Source organism: Cupriavidus sp. 01T418, assembly GCF_056398885.1.
This window is the reverse complement of record NZ_JBFTQG010000012.1, coordinates 72,818-90,574: the sequence shown is the minus strand read 5'-3', so window position 1 is coordinate 90,574 and position 17,757 is coordinate 72,818. Positions and strand designations below refer to the sequence as shown.

19 protein-coding genes and 2 tRNA genes are annotated in these 17,757 nt (G+C 63.6%); 10 read left to right on the top strand and 11 right to left on the bottom strand.

All coding sequences use genetic code 11. The features are described from left to right. Positions 1-11: 11 nt before the first annotated feature. The 6 genes from AC1DQ3_RS14915 to AC1DQ3_RS14890 all read right to left on the bottom strand — a co-directional run bounded on the left by AC1DQ3_RS14915 (position 12) and on the right by AC1DQ3_RS14890 (position 2,191). Positions 12-278, bottom strand: a complete 267-nt coding sequence (locus AC1DQ3_RS14915; RefSeq protein WP_477120951.1) for a hypothetical protein — start codon at positions 276-278, stop codon at positions 12-14. Positions 279-299: 21 nt separating this feature from the next. After that, on the bottom strand, positions 300-533 hold the full coding sequence (locus AC1DQ3_RS14910; protein WP_477120950.1) for a hypothetical protein: 234 nt from the start codon (positions 531-533) through the stop codon (positions 300-302). Between the two features lie 24 nt (positions 534-557). After that, positions 558-956, bottom strand: coding sequence for a HepT-like ribonuclease domain-containing protein (locus AC1DQ3_RS14905; RefSeq protein WP_477120949.1), 399 nt, complete (start codon positions 954-956; stop codon positions 558-560). Continuing rightward, positions 953-1,243: a nucleotidyltransferase family protein gene (locus AC1DQ3_RS14900; RefSeq protein WP_045237942.1), complete on the bottom strand. Its 291-nt coding sequence runs from the start codon at positions 1,241-1,243 to the stop codon at positions 953-955. The genes AC1DQ3_RS14905 and AC1DQ3_RS14900 overlap by 4 nt, the downstream gene beginning before the upstream one ends. Positions 1,244-1,307: 64 nt before the next feature. Beyond that, the gene (locus AC1DQ3_RS14895) at positions 1,308-1,532 is read right to left on the bottom strand and encodes a transcriptional regulator (RefSeq protein WP_477120948.1); all 225 of its coding nucleotides are present in this window, start codon (positions 1,530-1,532) and stop codon (positions 1,308-1,310) included. Further along, positions 1,532-2,191 carry a tyrosine-type recombinase/integrase gene (locus tag AC1DQ3_RS14890; RefSeq protein WP_477120947.1) on the bottom strand — a complete coding sequence of 220 codons (660 nt, stop codon included), beginning with the start codon at positions 2,189-2,191 and terminating at the stop codon, positions 1,532-1,534. The genes AC1DQ3_RS14895 and AC1DQ3_RS14890 overlap by 1 nt, the downstream gene beginning before the upstream one ends. A 204-nt stretch (positions 2,192-2,395) precedes the next feature. Here AC1DQ3_RS14890 and AC1DQ3_RS14885 point away from each other — a divergent pair, with 204 nt between their 5' ends. From AC1DQ3_RS14885 to AC1DQ3_RS14875, 3 genes are all read left to right on the top strand, one after another. Beyond that, positions 2,396-2,596, top strand: coding sequence for a hypothetical protein (locus AC1DQ3_RS14885; RefSeq protein ID WP_477120946.1), 201 nt, complete (start codon positions 2,396-2,398; stop codon positions 2,594-2,596). Between the two features lie 130 nt (positions 2,597-2,726). Beyond that, positions 2,727-3,704 (top strand): CFI-box-CTERM domain-containing protein, encoded by a 978-nt coding sequence (locus AC1DQ3_RS14880; RefSeq protein WP_477120945.1) that lies wholly within the window; start codon positions 2,727-2,729, stop codon positions 3,702-3,704. Positions 3,705-3,790: 86 nt separating this feature from the next. Continuing rightward, entirely contained in the window at positions 3,791-4,414 is a 624-nt protein-coding gene (locus AC1DQ3_RS14875; protein ID WP_477120944.1) for a CFI-box-CTERM domain-containing protein, read from the top strand. A 533-nt stretch (positions 4,415-4,947) separates the two neighbouring features. Here AC1DQ3_RS14875 and AC1DQ3_RS14870 read toward each other — a convergent pair. Further along, the gene (locus AC1DQ3_RS14870; protein ID WP_477120943.1) at positions 4,948-5,100 is read right to left on the bottom strand and encodes a hypothetical protein; all 153 of its coding nucleotides are present in this window, start codon (positions 5,098-5,100) and stop codon (positions 4,948-4,950) included. Between the two features lie 75 nt (positions 5,101-5,175). On the opposite strand from AC1DQ3_RS14870, the gene AC1DQ3_RS14865 reads away from it, so the two are divergent. Beyond that, positions 5,176-5,394 carry a helix-turn-helix domain-containing protein gene (locus tag AC1DQ3_RS14865; RefSeq protein ID WP_477120942.1) on the top strand — a complete coding sequence of 73 codons (219 nt, stop codon included), beginning with the start codon at positions 5,176-5,178 and terminating at the stop codon, positions 5,392-5,394. A gap of 614 nt (positions 5,395-6,008) precedes the next feature. Here the strand turns inward: AC1DQ3_RS14865 and AC1DQ3_RS14860 are convergent. Continuing rightward, positions 6,009-6,197 (bottom strand): hypothetical protein, encoded by a 189-nt coding sequence (locus tag AC1DQ3_RS14860; RefSeq protein ID WP_477120941.1) that lies wholly within the window; start codon positions 6,195-6,197, stop codon positions 6,009-6,011. 893 nt (positions 6,198-7,090) lie between these two features. Between AC1DQ3_RS14860 and AC1DQ3_RS14855 the strand changes: the two genes are divergently transcribed. Further along, positions 7,091-7,164, top strand: a tRNA-Gly gene (locus tag AC1DQ3_RS14855). Between the two features lie 2 nt (positions 7,165-7,166). Next, positions 7,167-7,245: transfer RNA gene (locus tag AC1DQ3_RS14850), tRNA-Ile, on the top strand. 72 nt (positions 7,246-7,317) lie between these two features. Here AC1DQ3_RS14850 and AC1DQ3_RS14845 read toward each other — a convergent pair. Next, the gene (locus AC1DQ3_RS14845) at positions 7,318-8,712 is read right to left on the bottom strand and encodes an MFS transporter (RefSeq protein WP_477120940.1); all 1,395 of its coding nucleotides are present in this window, start codon (positions 8,710-8,712) and stop codon (positions 7,318-7,320) included. 547 nt (positions 8,713-9,259) lie between these two features. On the opposite strand from AC1DQ3_RS14845, the gene AC1DQ3_RS14840 reads away from it, so the two are divergent. Continuing rightward, positions 9,260-10,348, top strand: a complete 1,089-nt coding sequence (locus AC1DQ3_RS14840) for a mannonate dehydratase (RefSeq protein ID WP_477120939.1) — start codon at positions 9,260-9,262, stop codon at positions 10,346-10,348. A gap of 18 nt (positions 10,349-10,366) precedes the next feature. Continuing rightward, positions 10,367-12,109, top strand: a complete 1,743-nt coding sequence (araD, locus tag AC1DQ3_RS14835) for an L-arabinonate dehydratase (protein ID WP_477120938.1) — start codon at positions 10,367-10,369, stop codon at positions 12,107-12,109. A 98-nt stretch (positions 12,110-12,207) separates the two neighbouring features. Here the strand turns inward: araD and AC1DQ3_RS14830 are convergent, their stop codons facing one another. Together AC1DQ3_RS14830 and AC1DQ3_RS14825 are read right to left on the bottom strand one after the other, a co-directional pair. Further along, the gene (locus tag AC1DQ3_RS14830; protein ID WP_477120937.1) at positions 12,208-13,251 is read right to left on the bottom strand and encodes a LacI family DNA-binding transcriptional regulator; all 1,044 of its coding nucleotides are present in this window, start codon (positions 13,249-13,251) and stop codon (positions 12,208-12,210) included. 53 nt (positions 13,252-13,304) lie between these two features. Beyond that, positions 13,305-14,354 carry a LacI family DNA-binding transcriptional regulator gene (locus tag AC1DQ3_RS14825; protein WP_477120936.1) on the bottom strand — a complete coding sequence of 350 codons (1,050 nt, stop codon included), beginning with the start codon at positions 14,352-14,354 and terminating at the stop codon, positions 13,305-13,307. Between the two features lie 269 nt (positions 14,355-14,623). Between AC1DQ3_RS14825 and AC1DQ3_RS14820 the strand changes: the two genes are divergently transcribed. Then, positions 14,624-16,156 (top strand): UxaA family hydrolase, encoded by a 1,533-nt coding sequence (locus tag AC1DQ3_RS14820; RefSeq protein ID WP_477120935.1) that lies wholly within the window; start codon positions 14,624-14,626, stop codon positions 16,154-16,156. A 31-nt stretch (positions 16,157-16,187) separates the two neighbouring features. Beyond that, complete coding sequence (locus AC1DQ3_RS14815) at positions 16,188-17,744, top strand: UxaA family hydrolase (protein WP_477120934.1); 1,557 nt, start codon at positions 16,188-16,190, stop codon at positions 17,742-17,744. Positions 17,745-17,757: the final 13 nt, after the last annotated feature.

Genomic DNA, 17,757 nt, shown 5'->3' with positions numbered 1-17,757 from the left:
CCTATGTCGTTTCAATGGGGGGGCAGATGAAAAAGAGCCGACAATCCCCAGCCGAGCAAGCCTATAGGCAAGACAGCGCTGAGCCAACCCGTGTCATCCTTGAATGCCAGCAACGTGCTGATTGCCCCACTCACGGTCGCGGCGATGCCGGCGATCATCGAGAATGTGTAGATTGCTGCGAGCGCTGGGACCATGTGCAAAAACATCAGCGCGATAGCTGACGTCGCAATCCAGCCCTCGACCCCTACTCCGCGCTGTTCAGATTGTTGTGTGCCCATAGGGTGCATTCGTTTTCCCTGTTATCCGACCTTCTTGCTCTGCTTGGCAAAGTCCGCAGCCAAGGCAATACTATTGTTCTTGGGAACGATCCAGTTTCTGTACTGCTCGTTCCATCTACCGTAGTGTCGCATTGCAACGGCGCGAGCAAGAGCGACTACAGCACCATCGCCAGAGCCCTTCACCGTCAGGTCGCCGCTCGGTAGCGTCCCAATGCAAATCTCGCCGGCGCAGCCAGGAATTCTGTAGATGCTCATGGTCGCTTTCCCTTGCTTGTGTACTCACGGCCTCGGGCGGGGCGCGACAGGCTGACCGTCGTCCTGCGAGAGAGATTGGCTCAGTGCTTTCACCTGCTGATGAAGTCCAGGCAGGTCGTTTTGGATGGTCTTCCAGACAATTTCAAGGTCCACTTTGAAATAGCCATGCGCGACGGCGTTGCGCATCTGATAGGCAAACGCCAGGGGTAACTCAGGGTGCGCTGCCGCAAACTCCGGATAGTGATCCTCTATGTTGTGGCTCGCCTCGCCAATGATCTCGATGTTGCGGATCACCGCATCCTGTGCCATCTCGTTCCCCAGGAACACCTCTTCGTCCATGACTTCCGTGTAGCGGGCGATCCGGTCGATGGCCTCCAGAATGTGCTCTAGATAGTCGGACAGCCGTTGCTTGTCGCGACTCATACCGGCACCGCTTCGGCAAGAACAGTCGCCCGGAACTTTTCAGGCAGCGCCTTCGGGGTCAGGACATCAACGGGCACGCCAAGGAGTTGAAGCAACTCGTGCCGAATCGCACCGATGTCGAACAGGGTCGTTTCTGGAGTCGGGTCGATCAGGATATCGAGGTCGCTCCCTTCAACATCATCACCATGAACGACTGAGCCAAAAACGCGAGCGTTTCGGGCTCGATGGGATTCCACCACGCGTCGAATTGCCTCCCGGTGGGAGGCAAGTGCTAGAGATGGTTTCATAGCTTGCTAACCCCTTTCTCACTGTATCGAACAGATACGATGTTATACCCCCATTGGGGGTGCATCAAGTGCTTTTTGCTTCCCACGCCAGAATCTCTCGAACATAGGCCCAAACGACTTCAGGCATGTTGCGAAAGTCTGTTGTCTCGCTTGGAGCAAGCCACTTATCTAGCGTTTTCTCGGGCACGCTGATGCGCTTTGCAAATGCAGCTCTTGTCATGCCAAGCGAACCCATTGCCTCACGCAAGAATTCCTGCTGCGGCTGCACGCCGGCCTTCTTCTCCCCCATCAGATAACTCCTGCGACGATGGCCGACAGCCGTACTGGATCGCCCTCCACCAAACGTTTAACGGCAGATAGGCTCGAAACTCCAATCAACTCCTGAATCAGTTTGATCGAGCGCCCCTGGCGGTGGAGCATCACTGCAAACGTCCGACGCGCCGCACTTGCGTTGCCGTTGGCGATGCCGGCCTGCTGGTGGACCCTCCGAAAAATCTCCGTCAGCGACTCACACGAATAGCTGACGGCCCCCGCTGCCGTGACACGCCGCGTGAAGGCGAACGGCTCGCCCTCGCCGGTAAGAAAAAGCGGACTTTGATGATCCAGGCCACGGTACGCAGCGGGACTCGTCGTGACGCCGTGCCGAGCAGCAAGCCGGTGCTCTAGGTACTGGTCTATCGCAGCGCGCACCTTCGTGCTCGCCCAGAACAACGGACGAGCCTTGCCATTGAAGGATATCTCCGCCCTCAAGGCCGATTCGATCCGACACGCCCCGTTCGCTTGGAGATAGTCAGACACGAGCAGTTTCGCAATTTCGTTGGGCGTGAGCCCAGTGCCATAGGCAACCATCAGCAGGGCAACATCGCGCCGGCTGTTCTGCCCAGTGACCGCCGCGACCTTCAGTGCATGGCGTATTTGATTGTCCTCGACTACTGGCGGTTTTGCCATCCCGTAATACTTCCGCTCGTGGTTGTGTTACGAGATAGTATGCAAGCGATCAGGAGGGATTGCAACGCGCGGCCGCGCCGCAAGCCGGGTCCTCGGAAAAAACCGCCATGTGCGATAACAGGAAATCTGCTGGACATGTGCACGTTTGCCATAGAGCGCTGCTGCCAAACCTTCTGGTCTGGCGTTTCGTCGGTCTGCTGAGGAGTGAGGTTCATTGCCACAGAAGAAGACATTGAGGCGATCCGAGCCGGCATCAAGGCCGGCCGCTTTCCGAATGAGGCTGCGGTTTCGCAAGGGATCGTGCTGTGGCTGCTGGGTACACTCGGCTGGGTGCCCTACGACACGGGCGGCGTCCGGCCAGAATATTATGATGCCACGACTCGTACGCTGGCGCCGCGGCAGTGACCCTTCCCGGTTCCACAATATGAAAAACAATGCATCGCCTTCTGACGGGAGAATGGTGAATGATCGGAACCGATGGAGCATCGTCTATGAATATTGCCGTTACTGATCGCCGTCTTGCGAGGCGCACCTGATGGCCTACTACGGATACGGTAGCGGCCGGCGCCGCCGCTATCGTGGATGGAGCGGGCGCTCGGTCGGGCCGTCCAAATATCAGGAGCTGACCAGGCTCTTCGGCGCGGCGGTGGGGGCGATACGCGGTGCATTCCTCATGCTGGATGAGGAGGCCGTCGACGAGCTGCTGACCGACTATGGCGAGATCCACGGCGAGGCAGCAGAGCGCTACGCGCGCAAGGCCTACCCGAAATGGCGGAGCGGGGAGACCGGGCTTTCAGGCCAGACAATGGAGCGGCTCGTTGCCCTGGTGCCACCCTACCTCTCGCCAGTGCAGCGCTTCGAGATCATGCGCGCCGTGGTCGAGAAGCACCGGCCAGGGGCACCTTACCTCAGTATCCACGTCGACCCAAAGAAGCCGGAGGAGGGTTTCGCCAAGATCGATGCCTCCTTGGACAGGATGCGCAAAGAAGACTCGCTCGCCCACGTGCCTGAAAACGTTCTGTCTGCGGCGACCTGGCTCTGCGACAACGACATGACGGCGGCAAGGGCATTGCTGGCGGCATCGGAGGGCAAGGAGAATGAGACGCTGAGGGCGAACGCCATCCGCGAGATCGAGTTGCTCAAGCGCACGATCCGCACCGGCCAAGTCCAGCGGGCGTCGTATTCCGTCCGGATGCCGGCCGGCAATCTCTCCGTGTCCGTCCACAAAACGTCGAGCTGCTTCGTTGCCACAGTCTGTTTCGGCGAGGAGGCGCCGGAGACCGAAACCTTCCGGCGTTGGCGCGACCGGACACTCATCCAATCGGAATCAGGCAGAAGGTTCATTGCCTGGTATTACCGCAATGGTCCCGCGTTGGCCCGGCTCGCCCAAGCTGCGCCGGGCGCCTTGCCGGCGGCCCGCTGGTTTCTGCGTCGCTTAGCTGGGCGCTTGGCGCGCCGCGAGGCCGGACGCTCGGGCCATGGCGCAGCGGGTTGTGGAACAATGCAGGATTGAAGGAGCGCAAAACGCGTCTTCATGGGAGCCGCATCGAACCTGCATCGGCGGTTGTGGCAACCGGCGGGGCCAAAGGGAAAACGCCAATGACAGAAGAGCAGAAGCAAAAGCACGGGGCCAATGGCCAGATCGTTTCGGCTGACGCCGGTGACGGCCGGGTGGCGCAGTTGCGCGACAGAGGAGTGAGGCCTGGGCAACTGATCGACGCTGCCCTCTCCAACCTGACCCAAAGCCAAGCGCAAGCGTTGATGGGCAAGGCGGCCGACGAAGCCCTTCGGCTGGAGGTGAAGGCCCGCGAGCAGAACCTAGATTACGTTGCCGGGAAGAAGGCCCTCGAAGACCACATCGAAGCCTTCGACATGCTCGATAAGCGCGGCAGGCTGACGCGCCAGAACGTGACATCGGACATCAAGACCGGAGCAGGAAACATGCGGGTGGAGAGCAAGTCGGGTGCGACATGCTTCGTGGCCACGGTAGCCTACGGCGACGGCGACCACCCCAACGTTCGATTCCTGCGTTCGTTCCGCGACGGCTGGCTGCAGCGCCGCAAGTCAGGCCGAGCCTTCATTGACTGGTATTGGCGCGTCGGACCGAAGCTGGCCGAAGTTGTTGGCTCGCGCGAACCTTTGCGGCTCGTATCTCGAGTCGCCTTGGGATTCTTGGTGCGCGTCATTCGCATTTGCTGGCAAGACCCCGCTCGCCGCCGCTGATCGACGCAGCGTGCCTCTTGAGGGGAATGAGGGAATTTCCAAGGGGAAACCACCGGTTCCAGCCAAAAAACCGCGCAAAGCTGACGAATTTCCGGGGTGGATGCCTCGGAGCCAAAGTCTTCGCAAGTCGATCAACAAAAATTTTGCGCAAGCGGATGTTATGGGGTAGTCGCCGGCGATCTTGCACAGGCGCAACCCTTCCAGCACGGTGGACGACGATGATGGAGCCAAGCAGCAGCGCGATGATCAGGGCGTACAGGGGGTAGACTACCGGCAGGTTGTCCTTGCGGTGGGTGATGCGCTAATGCCGACGACTTGGGGCGCGCGGGCTGGCCCTCGATGTCGCCACTACTCTAGGCGAGCGCCTCGTCGAGGTGTGGGGTAGGGAAGGCGGACAACGGATCGCCGAGGCGGCCGGCGTCGAAGCCGCCCACCTGGTGGGTCGCCCAGGGGCGACAGCGGGCGGCGGGGTCTGTTGCATGGTCGAATTACAGAATCGGCTGATTTCCTTTATTACAATCGATCCGCCGTGGCTATCCGCCATGCCGGGCCAGCGCCGCGCGCGCCAGCATCAGCAGCCGGTTTTCCGGAGCGAGCGCGTTGGTCAGCCAGGGCTTATTTTGACATAACATCCGGTCCGCGAAAAATTCATGTAGCGGCAAAGTTGTAATGTCCGGATTCAGCAAAGTTGAAATGTCCGCCTGAGGCACCCTTCATGGTATTCAGCCTACCCAGTTGAATGCATAAAAGGACGCCCGGCGATGGCTGGAACCGAGGTCATTAAAGTAAGCATGCGTGAGCTAGATAGGCTCAAGACCGTCCAGGCGGTCGTGGATGGTCAATTGCGGCCCGGGGTAGCTGCCGAACGGCTGGAGATCACGGATCGGCAATTCCGGCGGCTGCTGGAGCGCTACAGGCGGGAAGGCGCACCAGCAACAATCGGATGCCAGCGGACCGTGAATCCGAAGCCCTCAGCCTGATTCGGGAACACTACGCCGATTTCGCTCCAACTCTGGCGGCCGAGAAGCTGCGAGAGCGCCATGGACTGACGTTGTCCAAAGAATCGATCCGCCGAGTTCCACGCTCGGGCGAGAATTGGGTAGGCGTACGCCGGTCTATCTAAACAAAAGGTGTCATTCATTGGTTCGATACGGCCCGGCCGGGGAACGCCTCTGGATGGCACGCGGCGCCACCTAAACATGGGAATGGAGAGCGGTGAAACGTGGGAGGTAGGTCACCGCCGCGGAGATGGTCAAGCCCCCGTAAAACACCAGGAGGATTGCACGGACCATCCGTACTTCGCGTCAGACGGATTACGAACGACCCCTACTGTGCAACCCTTGCTCGCGCCATACACCGCTCTGACCAGGGCCTTATCACCCGCGATCTTGGGCTCGTCGTTGACCTGGACTGAGCTATCGGTTGACGTCCGACTTACGAAGGCTGCCGCCGCCAGTTCCGCTGCCTTGGCGGTACCGGGAGCTGCGGACTCGTCAGACTCGGCGAGTCCGACGGCCAAGGCCAAGATCACAGCGCCGGCGAACGCGGCCTGCCGAGGTCCTTTGCCCGCTGGGCGCCGCCTAACGCCGACCATTCACTGGGCGGCCGTGTTCACAACCGTGCCGTCGGCGGCGAGCTTGTCCCGCAGTGCCTGCGCCTTGAGCGGATCGCCCCCGATAATGACCACCTTGGCGACATTCAGGCGGCGGATCTGAGTGGCCAGTGCCTCGACGGACGTCGTCGGACATTTTGTCAGCGGAAACATCAAGCTCTTGGGCGACATAACCAGTTCTCATCATTGCAGCGCATGTCCGGTCGCGCCATTGCGCCTCGGCGTACACGCATCGATGATAGCGTCGCGCAGCCGTGACGTCACCCCACTGCAGGGGGGCGGGGGGATGGATCCCGGTCGCTTGGGAGAAGCTGGGGCAGGCGGCTACAGACCGTGCGGCGGAAATATCTGCGATTCCCGGGAAGGTTCCCGCAGCAGGAGCCAATCTGTTGTTTAGCTAGACCTGCGTACCCAATTCTCGACTAAGCCTGGAGCCCGGCATGAGCAGGTGATGTTGGCGAAGCGAATGGACCGCTACCGCGGGCATGAGTGTTCGCTGGGTCTGCCGGAAACGGACCTTTAGCTTCCGCGTAAGCGGCCATCAATTCCGAGCGTCACAGGCAACCCATGGGCAATTGCTAATTTCATGATCATGAAATTATGTTTTTGGCCGCCACTAGAGGCCAACAGCACCGAAGATGGGCATAGATGCCAAGGAGGCGTGGAGCCAAGTCTTCCCCAGCTGGGCGATGCTACGGCGTCAGGATGCGGCTGTCCCCCCGTGACTGCTCGTGGCAAGCCGGCTATATCCGGGCCGTAATTCGAGTGGACGCAGAACGCTTGAGGCTACCTAACCGATACCAGATCGGTATCTAATAGATACCATTTGCCTTTCCGAGGCGGCCGGATAGGTTGCAGCGGCCGGTCCATGGCGAGAAGACGTGGAAGATTTCCAGGTAGTTACTCAACCACTGCCGTAGCGATGGCAATACATCGACGCCCGGGCTGCAAAGTCGCCGTACGTGCTCGGCGCAGCGCGAGATTTTGTGAAAAGCAGCGATGCCTGCTACGAAGAATTCGTGTCACGCTGATTGGGGTAGCTGCTATCATGCCGCGCACCGCACGCGGGTGTAGCTCAATGGTAGAGCAGAAGCCTTCCAAGCTTATGACGAGGGTTCGATTCCCTTCACCCGCTCCATCGGGCCTCTAGCTCATGCTTGGTTAGAGCAGCGGACTCATAATCCGTTGGTGCCGTGTTCGACTCACGGGAGGCCCACCACCGCTTCCGTAAGATCTTCCGGCTTCCAGATGGAAATAGCGGAGATGGATTCTGAATTAGCATGAAGCCGCCTCAGTCCTTTGCAGGCAACTCCACGCGTTCGATCTTACCCACGATCAGCCAGTAGCTCAGGATGGCCAGCAGTCCGTGGGCACCGACATATACCAGTGCGCCATTGAAGGAGTGTGTGTCAGCCACGATGTAGCCGATCACGATCGGCGTGACGATGCCGGCGATATTGCCCACCGCGTTGAACACGCCTCCGGTGCTGCCCACGATGGCGGCGGGCGCGGTGTCGGCCACCACGGTCCAGCCCAGCGAGCCGAAGCCCTTGCCGAAGAACGCCAGGCTCATCAGCGCGATCACGACCCAGTCGGTGTCCACGTAGTTGCAGGCGATCATGGTGGCGCTGAGCAACAGGCCGATGGTGATCGGCAACTTGCGCGCCATCGTCAGCGAGCCGGTGCGGCGCAGCAGCGCGTCCGACACGAAGCCGGTGGACACGCCGCCGATAAATCCGAAGATGGCTGGCACCGCGGCAACGAAGCCCGCTTGCAGGACGGTAAAGCCGCGCCCGTTCACCAGGTAGCTGGGAAACCACGAGACAAAGAACCAGGTGATGGCGCTGATGCAGTACTGCGCCAGGAAGATGCCCACCAGCATGCGGCTCCGGAACAGCTGGCCGAGCTGCGCCAGCGTCGGGCCCTTGCTGCCCTTGGCGCTCTTGCCGCCGAGATGCACCAGCGCTCCGCCTTGCTCGATGTAGTCGATCTCCGCCTGCGTCACGCGCGGATGCGCGGCGGGGGCGTGATAAAGGCGACACCACGCCCATGCGAGCAGCAGCCCCAGCGCGCCCATTACCGAGAAGATATGCTGCCAGCCGAAGCGGTGATCGAGCCAGCCCATCAGCGGTGTGAACACCACCAGCGACAGGTACTGCGCACTGTTGAAGATCGCGCCGGCCACGCCGCGTTCCGTGGATGGAAACCATGCCGCGATCACGCGCCCGGACGAAGGGCCCACCGGCGACTCCATCGCCCCCAGCAGGAAGCGCAGCACCAGCAGTGCCATGAAGGCAAAGGCAAACCAATGCACCATACTCATCAGCAGCGTGGTGAGCGACCACAGCACCAGCCCCAGGCCGATGGCCTGCTTGGCGCCGATCTTGTCCACCAGCCAGCCGGCCGGCACCTGGCTCAGCACATAAGCCCATGCAAACGAAGAAAACAACCAGCCCATCTGCACGGCGTCCAGCCCCAGGTCCTTGCTCATATGCGGGCCTGCCACCGATAGCGTCGCGCGGTCACCGGTGCTCAGCGCCAACACGATGGTGATCAGGGCCAACATCAGGTAGCGGTAGCGTCCGCTGGCAACGGCGGCGACCGTCGGTTGTACAGGGGAGGTGAGTGCGGTGGCGGACGCAGGTGCCGCCGGGGTCGTGGGGGCGGATGTCATGACGACTGACATGGCGGTCTCCAATCTTGTTTGATGGCAATGGCGCCAGGCTCTATGTGCCGGCGCATCCCGCGGCTGGGTGCTGCCGGGGCGTATGGCCTGCATGCTAGAGAAGACGATCGGAAGAAGATAGCGACAGAGGGTGGCAGGGGTAGCCTGTATCCCATTCCTTGGGAAATCTGGCGCAGATGTGCGGCTTGGGGTGGCAAATCGCCGCTGTGCGCGCGACCCGCGTCACGATGTGGCAGTCGAGGAAGAGCACTGGCCACAAGGAGCTGTGGCGGCTGCCAGGCTCCATGGGCTATGCCGGGTTTTCGTCGTAAGCGGCACACTAGGACGGTTCAATGCACGATTTTTTCCATATCCTGGGACGGCGCGGAAGGTTTGCCAGTCTTCCCCGCATTCCGCGCTTGCCGCCATATCCCGCTTACAGAAAAATGAACACGTGTTCATTGCGGGTGGACATGCCGCGGCACCAGCACTGAGCGTCGTGGCGGCCAAGCCCCCGCACCACATACAACATCCTCATCCAAGCATTTCAGTATCCAGGAGACGCACTATGTACATCAGCGAACAGCTACTCAACCCGGACGAGCGCCGTCTGCGCCTTTCCGCCCAACTCGGGGTAGAGAGCGTGGTGCTGGATAACCGTGGCACCGAGCTGGTATCGGCAAGCGGCGGCGTCAGTGCCTGGGATGCCGGCAAGCTCACCACCTATCGCAAGTGGGTGGAGAGTTTCGGCCTCAAGCTCGATGTGTTCGCACTGGATGTGGGCTCCATCCTGCTGGATTCGCTGGTGGACCTGGAAGGCGCGCGCAAGCAGCGCGACGTCCTGGCGCGGAATATCCAGAAGGCGGCCGACGCCGGCATTACCTGCCTCAAGTACAACGTGCAGATGGTGGGCATCACCCGTACCGGCCTCAAGCCCGGGCGCGGCGGCGCGCAGAACTCCGGTTTTGTCTATGCCGAGTATTCGGCGGATGACGATCGCAAGCATTCCTACTGGGGCGTGGGCTATCCCACCAACCAGGATGAAGGCGACGCGGAGACCGCCATGCTGTGCGGGCAGAAAATGGCGCGGGATGTGCCGCCCGTTACCGAAAAGGCCGGTTGGGACGCCATCGAATTCCTGGTGGAAGGCCTGGTGCCCGCCGCCGACCGCGCCGGCGTGCGCCTGGCTTGCCATCCGCACGACCCGGCGTACCCGGTAGGCGGACTCAACGGCATCGAGCACGTGGTGGGCTCCGCCGATGGCATCCGCAAGTTCCTCTCCCTCAGCCCGAGCGCCAACCACGGCCTGAACTTCTGCCAGGGCACGGTGGCCGAGATGTTCAAGGAGCCGGGCCGCGCCATGATCCCGGTGATCGAGGAGTTCGCCGCTACCGGCCGCATCTTCATGGTCCACTTCCGCAATATCCGGGGTGGCTATCTCGACTTCCAGGAGGTCTTCCCGGACGAAGGCGACGTCGATATGTTCCAGGCCATCAAGGCCTACCAGCGCGGTGGCTACGAGGGGCCGCTGTGCCCGGACCACGTGCCGGTGTCGGATCTTGACGAGAACCGCGAACGCTTCATGTCCTTCGCGCTGGGCTACACGCGCGGGTTGCTGCAGGCGGCCGGCGTGTGGTCCACGCCGGTGCGCGGTTAAGCACCGCGGCGGCCAGACATGACAGACGCACAGCAGACAACCCGCAAGACGCCCGAGAATTTGCGCTCGCACCGCTGGTTCGGCAAGGAGTCCATGCGCACCTTCAACCACCGCTCGCGCATGGCGCAGATCGGCTTTGGCGCGGAGGAATATCGCGGCAAGCCGGTCATCGCCATCCTCAATACGTGGAGCGAGATAAATCCCTGCCACACGCATTTCAAGGCGCGCGCGGAAGAGGTCAAGCGGGGCATTTGGCAGGCCGGCGGCTTTCCGCTGGAAATGCCGGCCATGTCGCTGGCCGAGCCGTTCCAGAAGCCCAGCGCGCTGCTGTACCGCAACCTGCTGGCGATGGAAGCCGAAGAGCTGCTGCGCTCTTATCCTGTTGACGGCGTGGTACTGATGGGCGGCTGTGACAAGACCACGCCCGGCCTGATCATGGGCGCGACGTCGATGAACCTGCCGGCCATCTTCATGCCGGCCGGGCCGATGCTGCGTGGCAATGCGGGCGGCAAGACGCTGGGATCGGGTTCGGACATGTTCAAGAACTGGGCCGAGCTGCGCGCGGGCACCATCACCCATGACGACTGGGAGGAGGTACTGGGCGGAATCGCCCGCTCCCCCGGCCACTGCATGACGATGGGCACCGCCTCCACCATGACCAGCGCCGCCGCGGCCATGGGTTTGACGCTACCGGGCGCGGCCTCCATCCCTGCGCCGGACTCGCGCCACGCGCAGATGGCGGTACAAACCGGGCGGCGCGTTGTTGAGATGGTGTGGGAAGACCTGACGCCATCCAGGGTGCTCAGCGCCCAGGCGATCGACAATGCCGTGGTATGCGTGCTCGCATTGGGCGGCTCGACCAATGCGCTGGTGCACCTGGTCGCCATGGCGCGGCGCGCCGGCGTGGCACTGGATCTCCAGCGCTTCGACGAGTTGGCCGCGACCACGCCGCTGATCGCCAACCTGAGGCCGGCGGGCAAGTACCCCATGGAAGATTTTTTCTATGCAGGCGGCTTGCGCGGGCTGCTCGAGCGACTACGCCCGCTGCTGTATGTGGATGCGCTCACGGTAAACGGCCGCACCCTTGGTAACAATATCGCCGGCGCCCCGGTGCATGACGACAACGTGATCCTGCCCCTGGAGCGTGCGCTGGTCAGCGGCGGCAGCCTTGCCGTGCTGCGCGGCAACCTCGCGCCCAACGGCGCCGTCATCAAGCCTGCCGCCGCCGCGCCGAACCTGCACCGGCATACGGGCCGCGCCGTGGTCTTCGACAGCTATGACGCCCTCAACGCCGGCATCGACGTGCCCGAACTGGAGGTCGACGCCAATAGCGTACTGGTGCTGCGCAATGCCGGACCGCTGGGCGGACCGGGCATGCCCGAGTGGGGCCAGTTGCCGATTCCGAAGAAGCTGCTGCAGCAGGGCGTGCGCGACATGGTGCGCATCAGCGATGCGCGCATGAGCGGCACCAGCTTTGGCGCCTGCGTGCTACACGTGGCCCCGGAATCCTTCGTGGGTGGCCCGCTGGCGCTGGTGCGGACAGGCGACCTGATCGAGCTCGATATCCCCGCACGCAAGCTGGAACTGCTCGTCGACGAAGCCGAGCTGCAACGCCGCCGCGCCGCATGGACGCCACCGCCGCCGCGCTACCAGCGCGGCTATGGCGCGATCTTCGCCCAGCAGGTGACGCAGGCAGACGAGGGGTGCGATTTCGCGCTGTTGCGGGGTACTGAGGCGACGAGGGAGCCTGACATTTTTTGAGGACTGTCGATCCTGTTTGCAGGCATGCCAATGGTCGGGGTCAAATCGTGGGATTGTTCCTGGATCCACAAGGGACTGGGACGCGCTCGCCGCCCTCCTCAGGCACTCTCCCTTGGCACGATACGAAAGCCCATGTCGATCACCCGTTGCGCCCGCCTGCCCGGCCGCGCCTGCCCCTGCAACCTGCGCAGCAGCACCTCGCCAGCCTGGCGTCCGAGTTCGCGCGGCTGTACCTGCACCGTGGTCAAGGTCGGGTAACTTGCCGCGGCCATGGCCAGGTCCGAGAAGCCCACCACGGCAATGCGGCCGGGCACCGCCCAGCCGTGTTGCCGGCATGCCAGCAGTGCGCCCACACCGAGGATATCGTTGCTGCAAAACACAGCCTGGATGTGCGGGGCACGCTCCAGCAGCCGCGTGAATGCCTGCGCGCCGGCATCGATCGTGGAGGGCGGCGGCAGCAGCTCCGCTTCGGCCGGTGCCATGCCAAGCTCGGCCAGTTGCGCTTGCAAGCCATCCAGCCGCTTTCGCGCACGGACTTCGTCGGCGCCGACAAAGCCGATGCGCCTGTGCCCGCGCTCGCGCAGGTATTGCGCCACCGCTGCGCCCACGCCGGCATTGGAGAACCCCACCGCCATATCGATGGGATCGTCGGTCAGGTCCCACGTTTCCACCACCGGCAGGCGGAGGCGGCGCAGCTTGTCGCGCACGCTTTTTTCATGGCTCACGCCGGTGAGCACGATCGCATCCACGCGCCGGCCGAGGAAGGCGTCGACCAGGCCGGCCTCTTCGCGCGGGTGGTAGCTAGACTGCGCAAGCATGAGTTGGTAGCCCTGCGGCGCCAGCGCCGCGGCCAGGCCGTCCATGGTGTCCGCGAACCAGGCATTTGACAGCGTGGGGACAATGGCACCGACAATGCGCGAGCGCGTGGACGCCAGGCTGCCAGCGGTGAGATCGGGCACATAGCCGAGCTGCCGGATCGTGGCCTGCACCAGTTCGCGCTTTGCCTGCGCCACCGTCTCTGGATGGTTGATCACGCGGGATACGGTCACGCTGGCGACGCCGGCGGCACGGGCCACATCCAGCATGCGCACCGGGCCCTTGCGCGCCTGCGCTGGCATGTCGGCGGTCTTGGTGGCTTTCATGGGTGGGTGCAGTTCGCAGTGTTCAGTTCAGTCCTCGATTTTCGGTGCCGGCATCAGCTACTGGTGCGAGCGACCACGCTGAAGCCGAGATCGACAATCCGTTCCCCGACATTGCCCGCTGCGTCCGCCGCGCCAAGCCGGGCCAGCAGCATTTCTCCGGCACGCTTGCCCATCTCACGCGATTGCACCCTGACGCTGCTCAGCGCGGGCACGCTGGCCGCAGCGATAGCCAGATCGGAAAAGCCCACCACCCCCATCCGCTCGGGCACCTGCCAGCCCTGCTCGCGGCAAGCCTGCAGCGCACCCACGCCAAGGGTATCGTTGCTGCAGTACACCGCCTGCAACCGCGGGTGTTGCCGCACCAGTTCGGCCAGTGCGTACGCGCCGTCGGCGATGGAGGAGGGCGGCTCTACCGTGCGCGCCACCACGTCCGGCAGCGCGCGTGCGGCGATTGCCTCGCGGTATCCTGCCAGGCGTTTCAGCGCGCGATCCTCCTTCGCGCCGATAAAGCCGAGGTAGCGGTACCCGCGCGCCAGCAAGTGTTCGGCCACTGCAGCGCCCGCAGCGCGGTTGGAGAAGCCGGCTACCATATCGATGGGGTCGTCGGTGAGGTCCCAGGTCTCTACCACCGGAATGCCGCAGCGGCGCAGCTTGGCACGCACGGCAGGCGCATGGCTGACGCCCGTGAGCACTACCGCGTCCACCTGGCGGCCTATAAAGGCGTCGATCAGGATTTCTTCCTGCCTTTGCCGGTAGCGCGTCTGACCCAGCAGCAACTGGTAGCCGCCGCTCTCCAGCACTTCACCCAGCCCGTCCATGGTTTCCGCAAACCAGGCGTTGGAGAGCGTTGGCACGATGGCGCCGACGATGCGCGAACGCCTCGTCGCCAGGCTGCCGGCATTAAGGTTAGGCACATAGCCCAGTTGCGCAATGGCCTGTTGCACCGCGGCCAACGTGGCTGGCGAGACCAGGTGCGGATGGCTGATTGCTCGCGACACCGTCACGCGCGACACCCCCGCCATACGCGCTACGTCCACCATGCGGCCGCTGCCCGGTGTGCTGCTGCCGGCGCTATCCGGCTGGTTCGGGTGGTCTGTATGCATTGGCTCGATGTTGGTGTTGCCGACGTCAGGCGGGCTCAACGCCGGCCCGGCTTGCCTGCTCGTTTTCCCTGATTTGCTCCGCGCGGGTCACTTATGCCAGCGGCCACCTGCAGCTTTGTCCCAGATCATGGGAATGCACGGGGCGGGCGGTGAGCGACTGGCTTGTATTGTCGATGACGATCCCGAAAAATGGAAGCGCATCCATAAGAGCGCGCGGCAACCGATTCCTCCCTTGGAAAAACGCCGGCGCCGGGCCTCACCGAGACACCATGAACCAGCCTCTATCCCATCTCACCATCCGCCTGGCCGAGTCCGACAATGTCGTACTGGCGCGTGCCCGGATTGCCACCGGCACCGACATCGGCGACGCCATCGCGGCGCGGGACATCCCCGCCGGCCACAAGCTCGCCGCACGTCCCGTTCGGAAGGGCGAAGCGGTGATCAAGGGCGGATTCGCCATCGGCCTTGCCTCCGAAGACCTGCCGGCGGGCGCCTGGGTGCATTCGCATAACCTCGTTGCCGACGACACCGCCACGGCGCGGCGTGATGCGGGCGCGCCCGCGGCTTCGCAGCCGCTAGTCGTCGCCGCCGGACAGCGCGCGACCTTCCAGGGCTTCGTGCGGGCGGACGGCCGCGTAGCCACCCGCAACTACATCGGCGTGTTCGTGGTGGGGAATTGTGGCGCCACCGCCGCACGCAAGGTGGCCGACTGGTTCACCGAGTCGCGCCTGGCGGCCTATCCCAACGTCGATGGCGTGGTGCCCTTCGTGCATGAGATCGGCTGCGGCATGGAGATGACCGGCGAGCCGATGGACCTGCTGCGCCGCACGCTGTCCGGCACCATCCGCAACCCCAACATCGCCGGCGCACTGGTGATCGCGCTGGGTTGCGAGCGCAACAATATCTACGGCTTCCTGGAGCAGGAGAAGCTTGCTGTGGGGCCCGCGCTCAAGACGCTCGTGATGCAGGAAATCGGCGGCACCGCAAACACCATCGAGGCGGGCATCGCCATCATCAAGGACATGCTGCCGGCGGCCAACGCCTGCTCGCGCCAGCCGGTATCTGCGGAACACCTGGTGGTAGGCCTGCAATCGGCCGGCGCCGATGGCTTTTCCGCGGTATCGGCCAACCCGGCGCTGGGCGCGGCGGTGGATCTGCTGGTGGCGCAGGGAGGAACCGCGATCCTGTCGGAAACCGTGGACCAGGTGAGCCTGGGGCACCGCTTCATCGCGCGCGCCGCCACACCGGAGGTTGCGGGCGAACTCGCGCAACGCATCGGCTGGTGGGAGCAGTACCACGCAGGACGCGACACCCAACTGAACCGTCGCCAGCGAGCCGACGGTGGTGCCAGCGGCCTCAGCAACGCATTGGAGAAGGCCGCCAGTGGCGTGCAGCGTGCGGGCAGTTCACCGGTGACGGCGGTCTATGCGTACGCCAATCCCGTCACCGCGCGCGGCCTGGTGTTCATGGACGCGCCCAGCTATGAGGCGGTATCCGCCACAGGCCAGATCGCGGGCGGCGCCAACCTGATCTGCCTGTCCACCGGCACGGGATCGGGATTTGGCGCGTTGCCGGCGCCGACCATCAAGCTGGCCTCCAATACGCCGACCTTCCAGCGCATGGAGGATGACCTCGATATCGATTGCGGCCTGGTGCTGGATGGCGAGGCCACCGTAGCGGAAATGGGGCAACGCATTTTCGCGCAGATGCTGCGCCATGCGTCCGGCGAGAAGACTTGCAGCGAAGCGCTGGGCGTGGGCGAGAACGAGTTCGTGCCCTGGCCCATTGGCGTGCTGGCTTAAGCCGGATCGCCGGACCGCAAAGGACAATGCCATGACGACAACGATGAATTCCAACACGCAAGACGTAGCACGCAATCCCTTTATCCGCCTCGACCCGCAAGACAATGTGGTGGTGGCGCGCATGGAAGTGCCGGCAGGCACCGCCGTGCCGAGCGAGGGCCTTGTGACGCTGCAGCTCGTGCCTTCCGGCCACAAGGTCGCGGCCCGCTTTATCGCCAAGGGCGAGCCGGTGCTCAAGTACAACACGGTGATCGGCTTCGCAGCCGAGGATTTGCCGCCCGGCACCTGGATGCACAGCCACAATATCGCCTTCGGCGACCTGGTGAAGGACTACCGCCACGGCCAGGACTACAAGCCTACCGATTTCTTGCCTCCCGAACAGCGTGCCCGGTTCATGGGCATCGTGCGCCCCGATGGCCGCGTGGCCACGCGCAACTACATCGGCGTGTTCCTGGTGGGCCATAGCGGTGCCACCGTGGCGCGCAAGATCGCCAACGCGTTTGGCGAGGAGCGCCTGCTTGATTTTCCGAACGTCGATGGCGTGGTGCCCTATGTGCACGAGCAGGGCAGTGGCATGGAGATGAGCGGCGAGCCGATGGACCTGCTGCGCCGCACCCTCGGCGGCTATATCCGCCATCCCAATACGGCCGGTGCGCTGGTGATCGCGCTCGGACACGAACACAACGCGCTGCCGGCCTTCCTGGCCGACCAGGGCCTGCAACCCGGCCCCATGCTGAAGACGCTGGTGATCGAAGAGGCCGGCGGCACGCGCAAGGCGATCGCGGCCGGTATCGGGCTGGTGGCGCAGATGCTGGCCACGGCCAATGCCGTGAAGCGCGAGCCGGTGTCGGCCAAGCACATCACGGTTGGCCTGCAATGTGGCGGCTCCGATGGATTCTCCGGCTTGTCGGCCAACCCGGCACTAGGCGCGGCGATGGAGATCCTGGTGCGCCACGGCGGCACCGCGATCCTGTCCGAGACCTCAGAGATCTTCGGCGTGGAGCAGACCCTGACCGCGCGCGCGGTCACGCCGGAAGTCGGCCAGAAACTTGTCGACCGGATCAACTGGTGGCTCGAGTACAACAAGGGCCGCGACACGCAGATCAATGGCCGCGTCAGCCCCGGCAACAACGCCGGCGGCTTGGCCAATGTGCTGGAAAAAAGCCTGGGGGGTGCCAAAAAGGGCGGCAACGCGCCCTTGATGGAAGTCTACAAGTACGCCGAGCCGGTTACGCAGCACGGTTTGGTGTTCATGGACACGCCGGGCTATGACCCGGTCTCCGCCACCGGGCAGATCGCCGGCGGCGCCAATCTGATCTGCTTCACCACCGGACGCGGCTCCTGCTTCGGCTCGGTGCCGGCGCCCACCATCAAGCTGGCCAGCAACACGCCGATGTACCAGCGCATGGTCAAGGACATGGACATCAACTGCGGGGTGGTGATCGACGGCGAGGCCACCATCGAGCAGATGGGCCAGCAGATCTTCGCGCAGATCCTGCGCCACGCCTCCGGCGAGAAGACCTGCAGCGAAGCGCTCGGCGTGGGGCTGAACGAGTTCGTGCCTTGGCCGATCGGGGTGGTCGATTGAATCTCTGACCCCT

Coding starts and splice junctions, on each gene's coding strand:
- AC1DQ3_RS14915 (WP_477120951.1), bottom strand. CDS start 278: ATGGGCACACAACAATCTGAACAGCGCGGAGTAGGGGTCGAGGGCTGG.
- AC1DQ3_RS14825 (WP_477120936.1), bottom strand. CDS start 14,354: ATGCATACAGACCACCCGAACCAGCCGGATAGCGCCGGCAGCAGCACA.
- araD (WP_477120938.1), top strand. CDS start 10,367: ATGACAGACGCACAGCAGACAACCCGCAAGACGCCCGAGAATTTGCGC.
- AC1DQ3_RS14875 (WP_477120944.1), top strand. CDS start 3,791: ATGACAGAAGAGCAGAAGCAAAAGCACGGGGCCAATGGCCAGATCGTT.
- AC1DQ3_RS14905 (WP_477120949.1), bottom strand. CDS start 956: ATGAGTCGCGACAAGCAACGGCTGTCCGACTATCTAGAGCACATTCTG.
- AC1DQ3_RS14880 (WP_477120945.1), top strand. CDS start 2,727: ATGGCCTACTACGGATACGGTAGCGGCCGGCGCCGCCGCTATCGTGGA.
- AC1DQ3_RS14900 (WP_045237942.1), bottom strand. CDS start 1,243: ATGAAACCATCTCTAGCACTTGCCTCCCACCGGGAGGCAATTCGACGC.
- AC1DQ3_RS14815 (WP_477120934.1), top strand. CDS start 16,188: ATGACGACAACGATGAATTCCAACACGCAAGACGTAGCACGCAATCCC.
- AC1DQ3_RS14860 (WP_477120941.1), bottom strand. CDS start 6,197: ATGTCGCCCAAGAGCTTGATGTTTCCGCTGACAAAATGTCCGACGACG.
- AC1DQ3_RS14865 (WP_477120942.1), top strand. CDS start 5,176: ATGGCTGGAACCGAGGTCATTAAAGTAAGCATGCGTGAGCTAGATAGG.
- AC1DQ3_RS14845 (WP_477120940.1), bottom strand. CDS start 8,712: ATGTCAGTCGTCATGACATCCGCCCCCACGACCCCGGCGGCACCTGCG.
- AC1DQ3_RS14890 (WP_477120947.1), bottom strand. CDS start 2,191: ATGGCAAAACCGCCAGTAGTCGAGGACAATCAAATACGCCATGCACTG.
- AC1DQ3_RS14830 (WP_477120937.1), bottom strand. CDS start 13,251: ATGAAAGCCACCAAGACCGCCGACATGCCAGCGCAGGCGCGCAAGGGC.
- AC1DQ3_RS14820 (WP_477120935.1), top strand. CDS start 14,624: ATGAACCAGCCTCTATCCCATCTCACCATCCGCCTGGCCGAGTCCGAC.
- AC1DQ3_RS14910 (WP_477120950.1), bottom strand. CDS start 533: ATGAGCATCTACAGAATTCCTGGCTGCGCCGGCGAGATTTGCATTGGG.
- AC1DQ3_RS14840 (WP_477120939.1), top strand. CDS start 9,260: ATGTACATCAGCGAACAGCTACTCAACCCGGACGAGCGCCGTCTGCGC.
- AC1DQ3_RS14895 (WP_477120948.1), bottom strand. CDS start 1,532: ATGGGGGAGAAGAAGGCCGGCGTGCAGCCGCAGCAGGAATTCTTGCGT.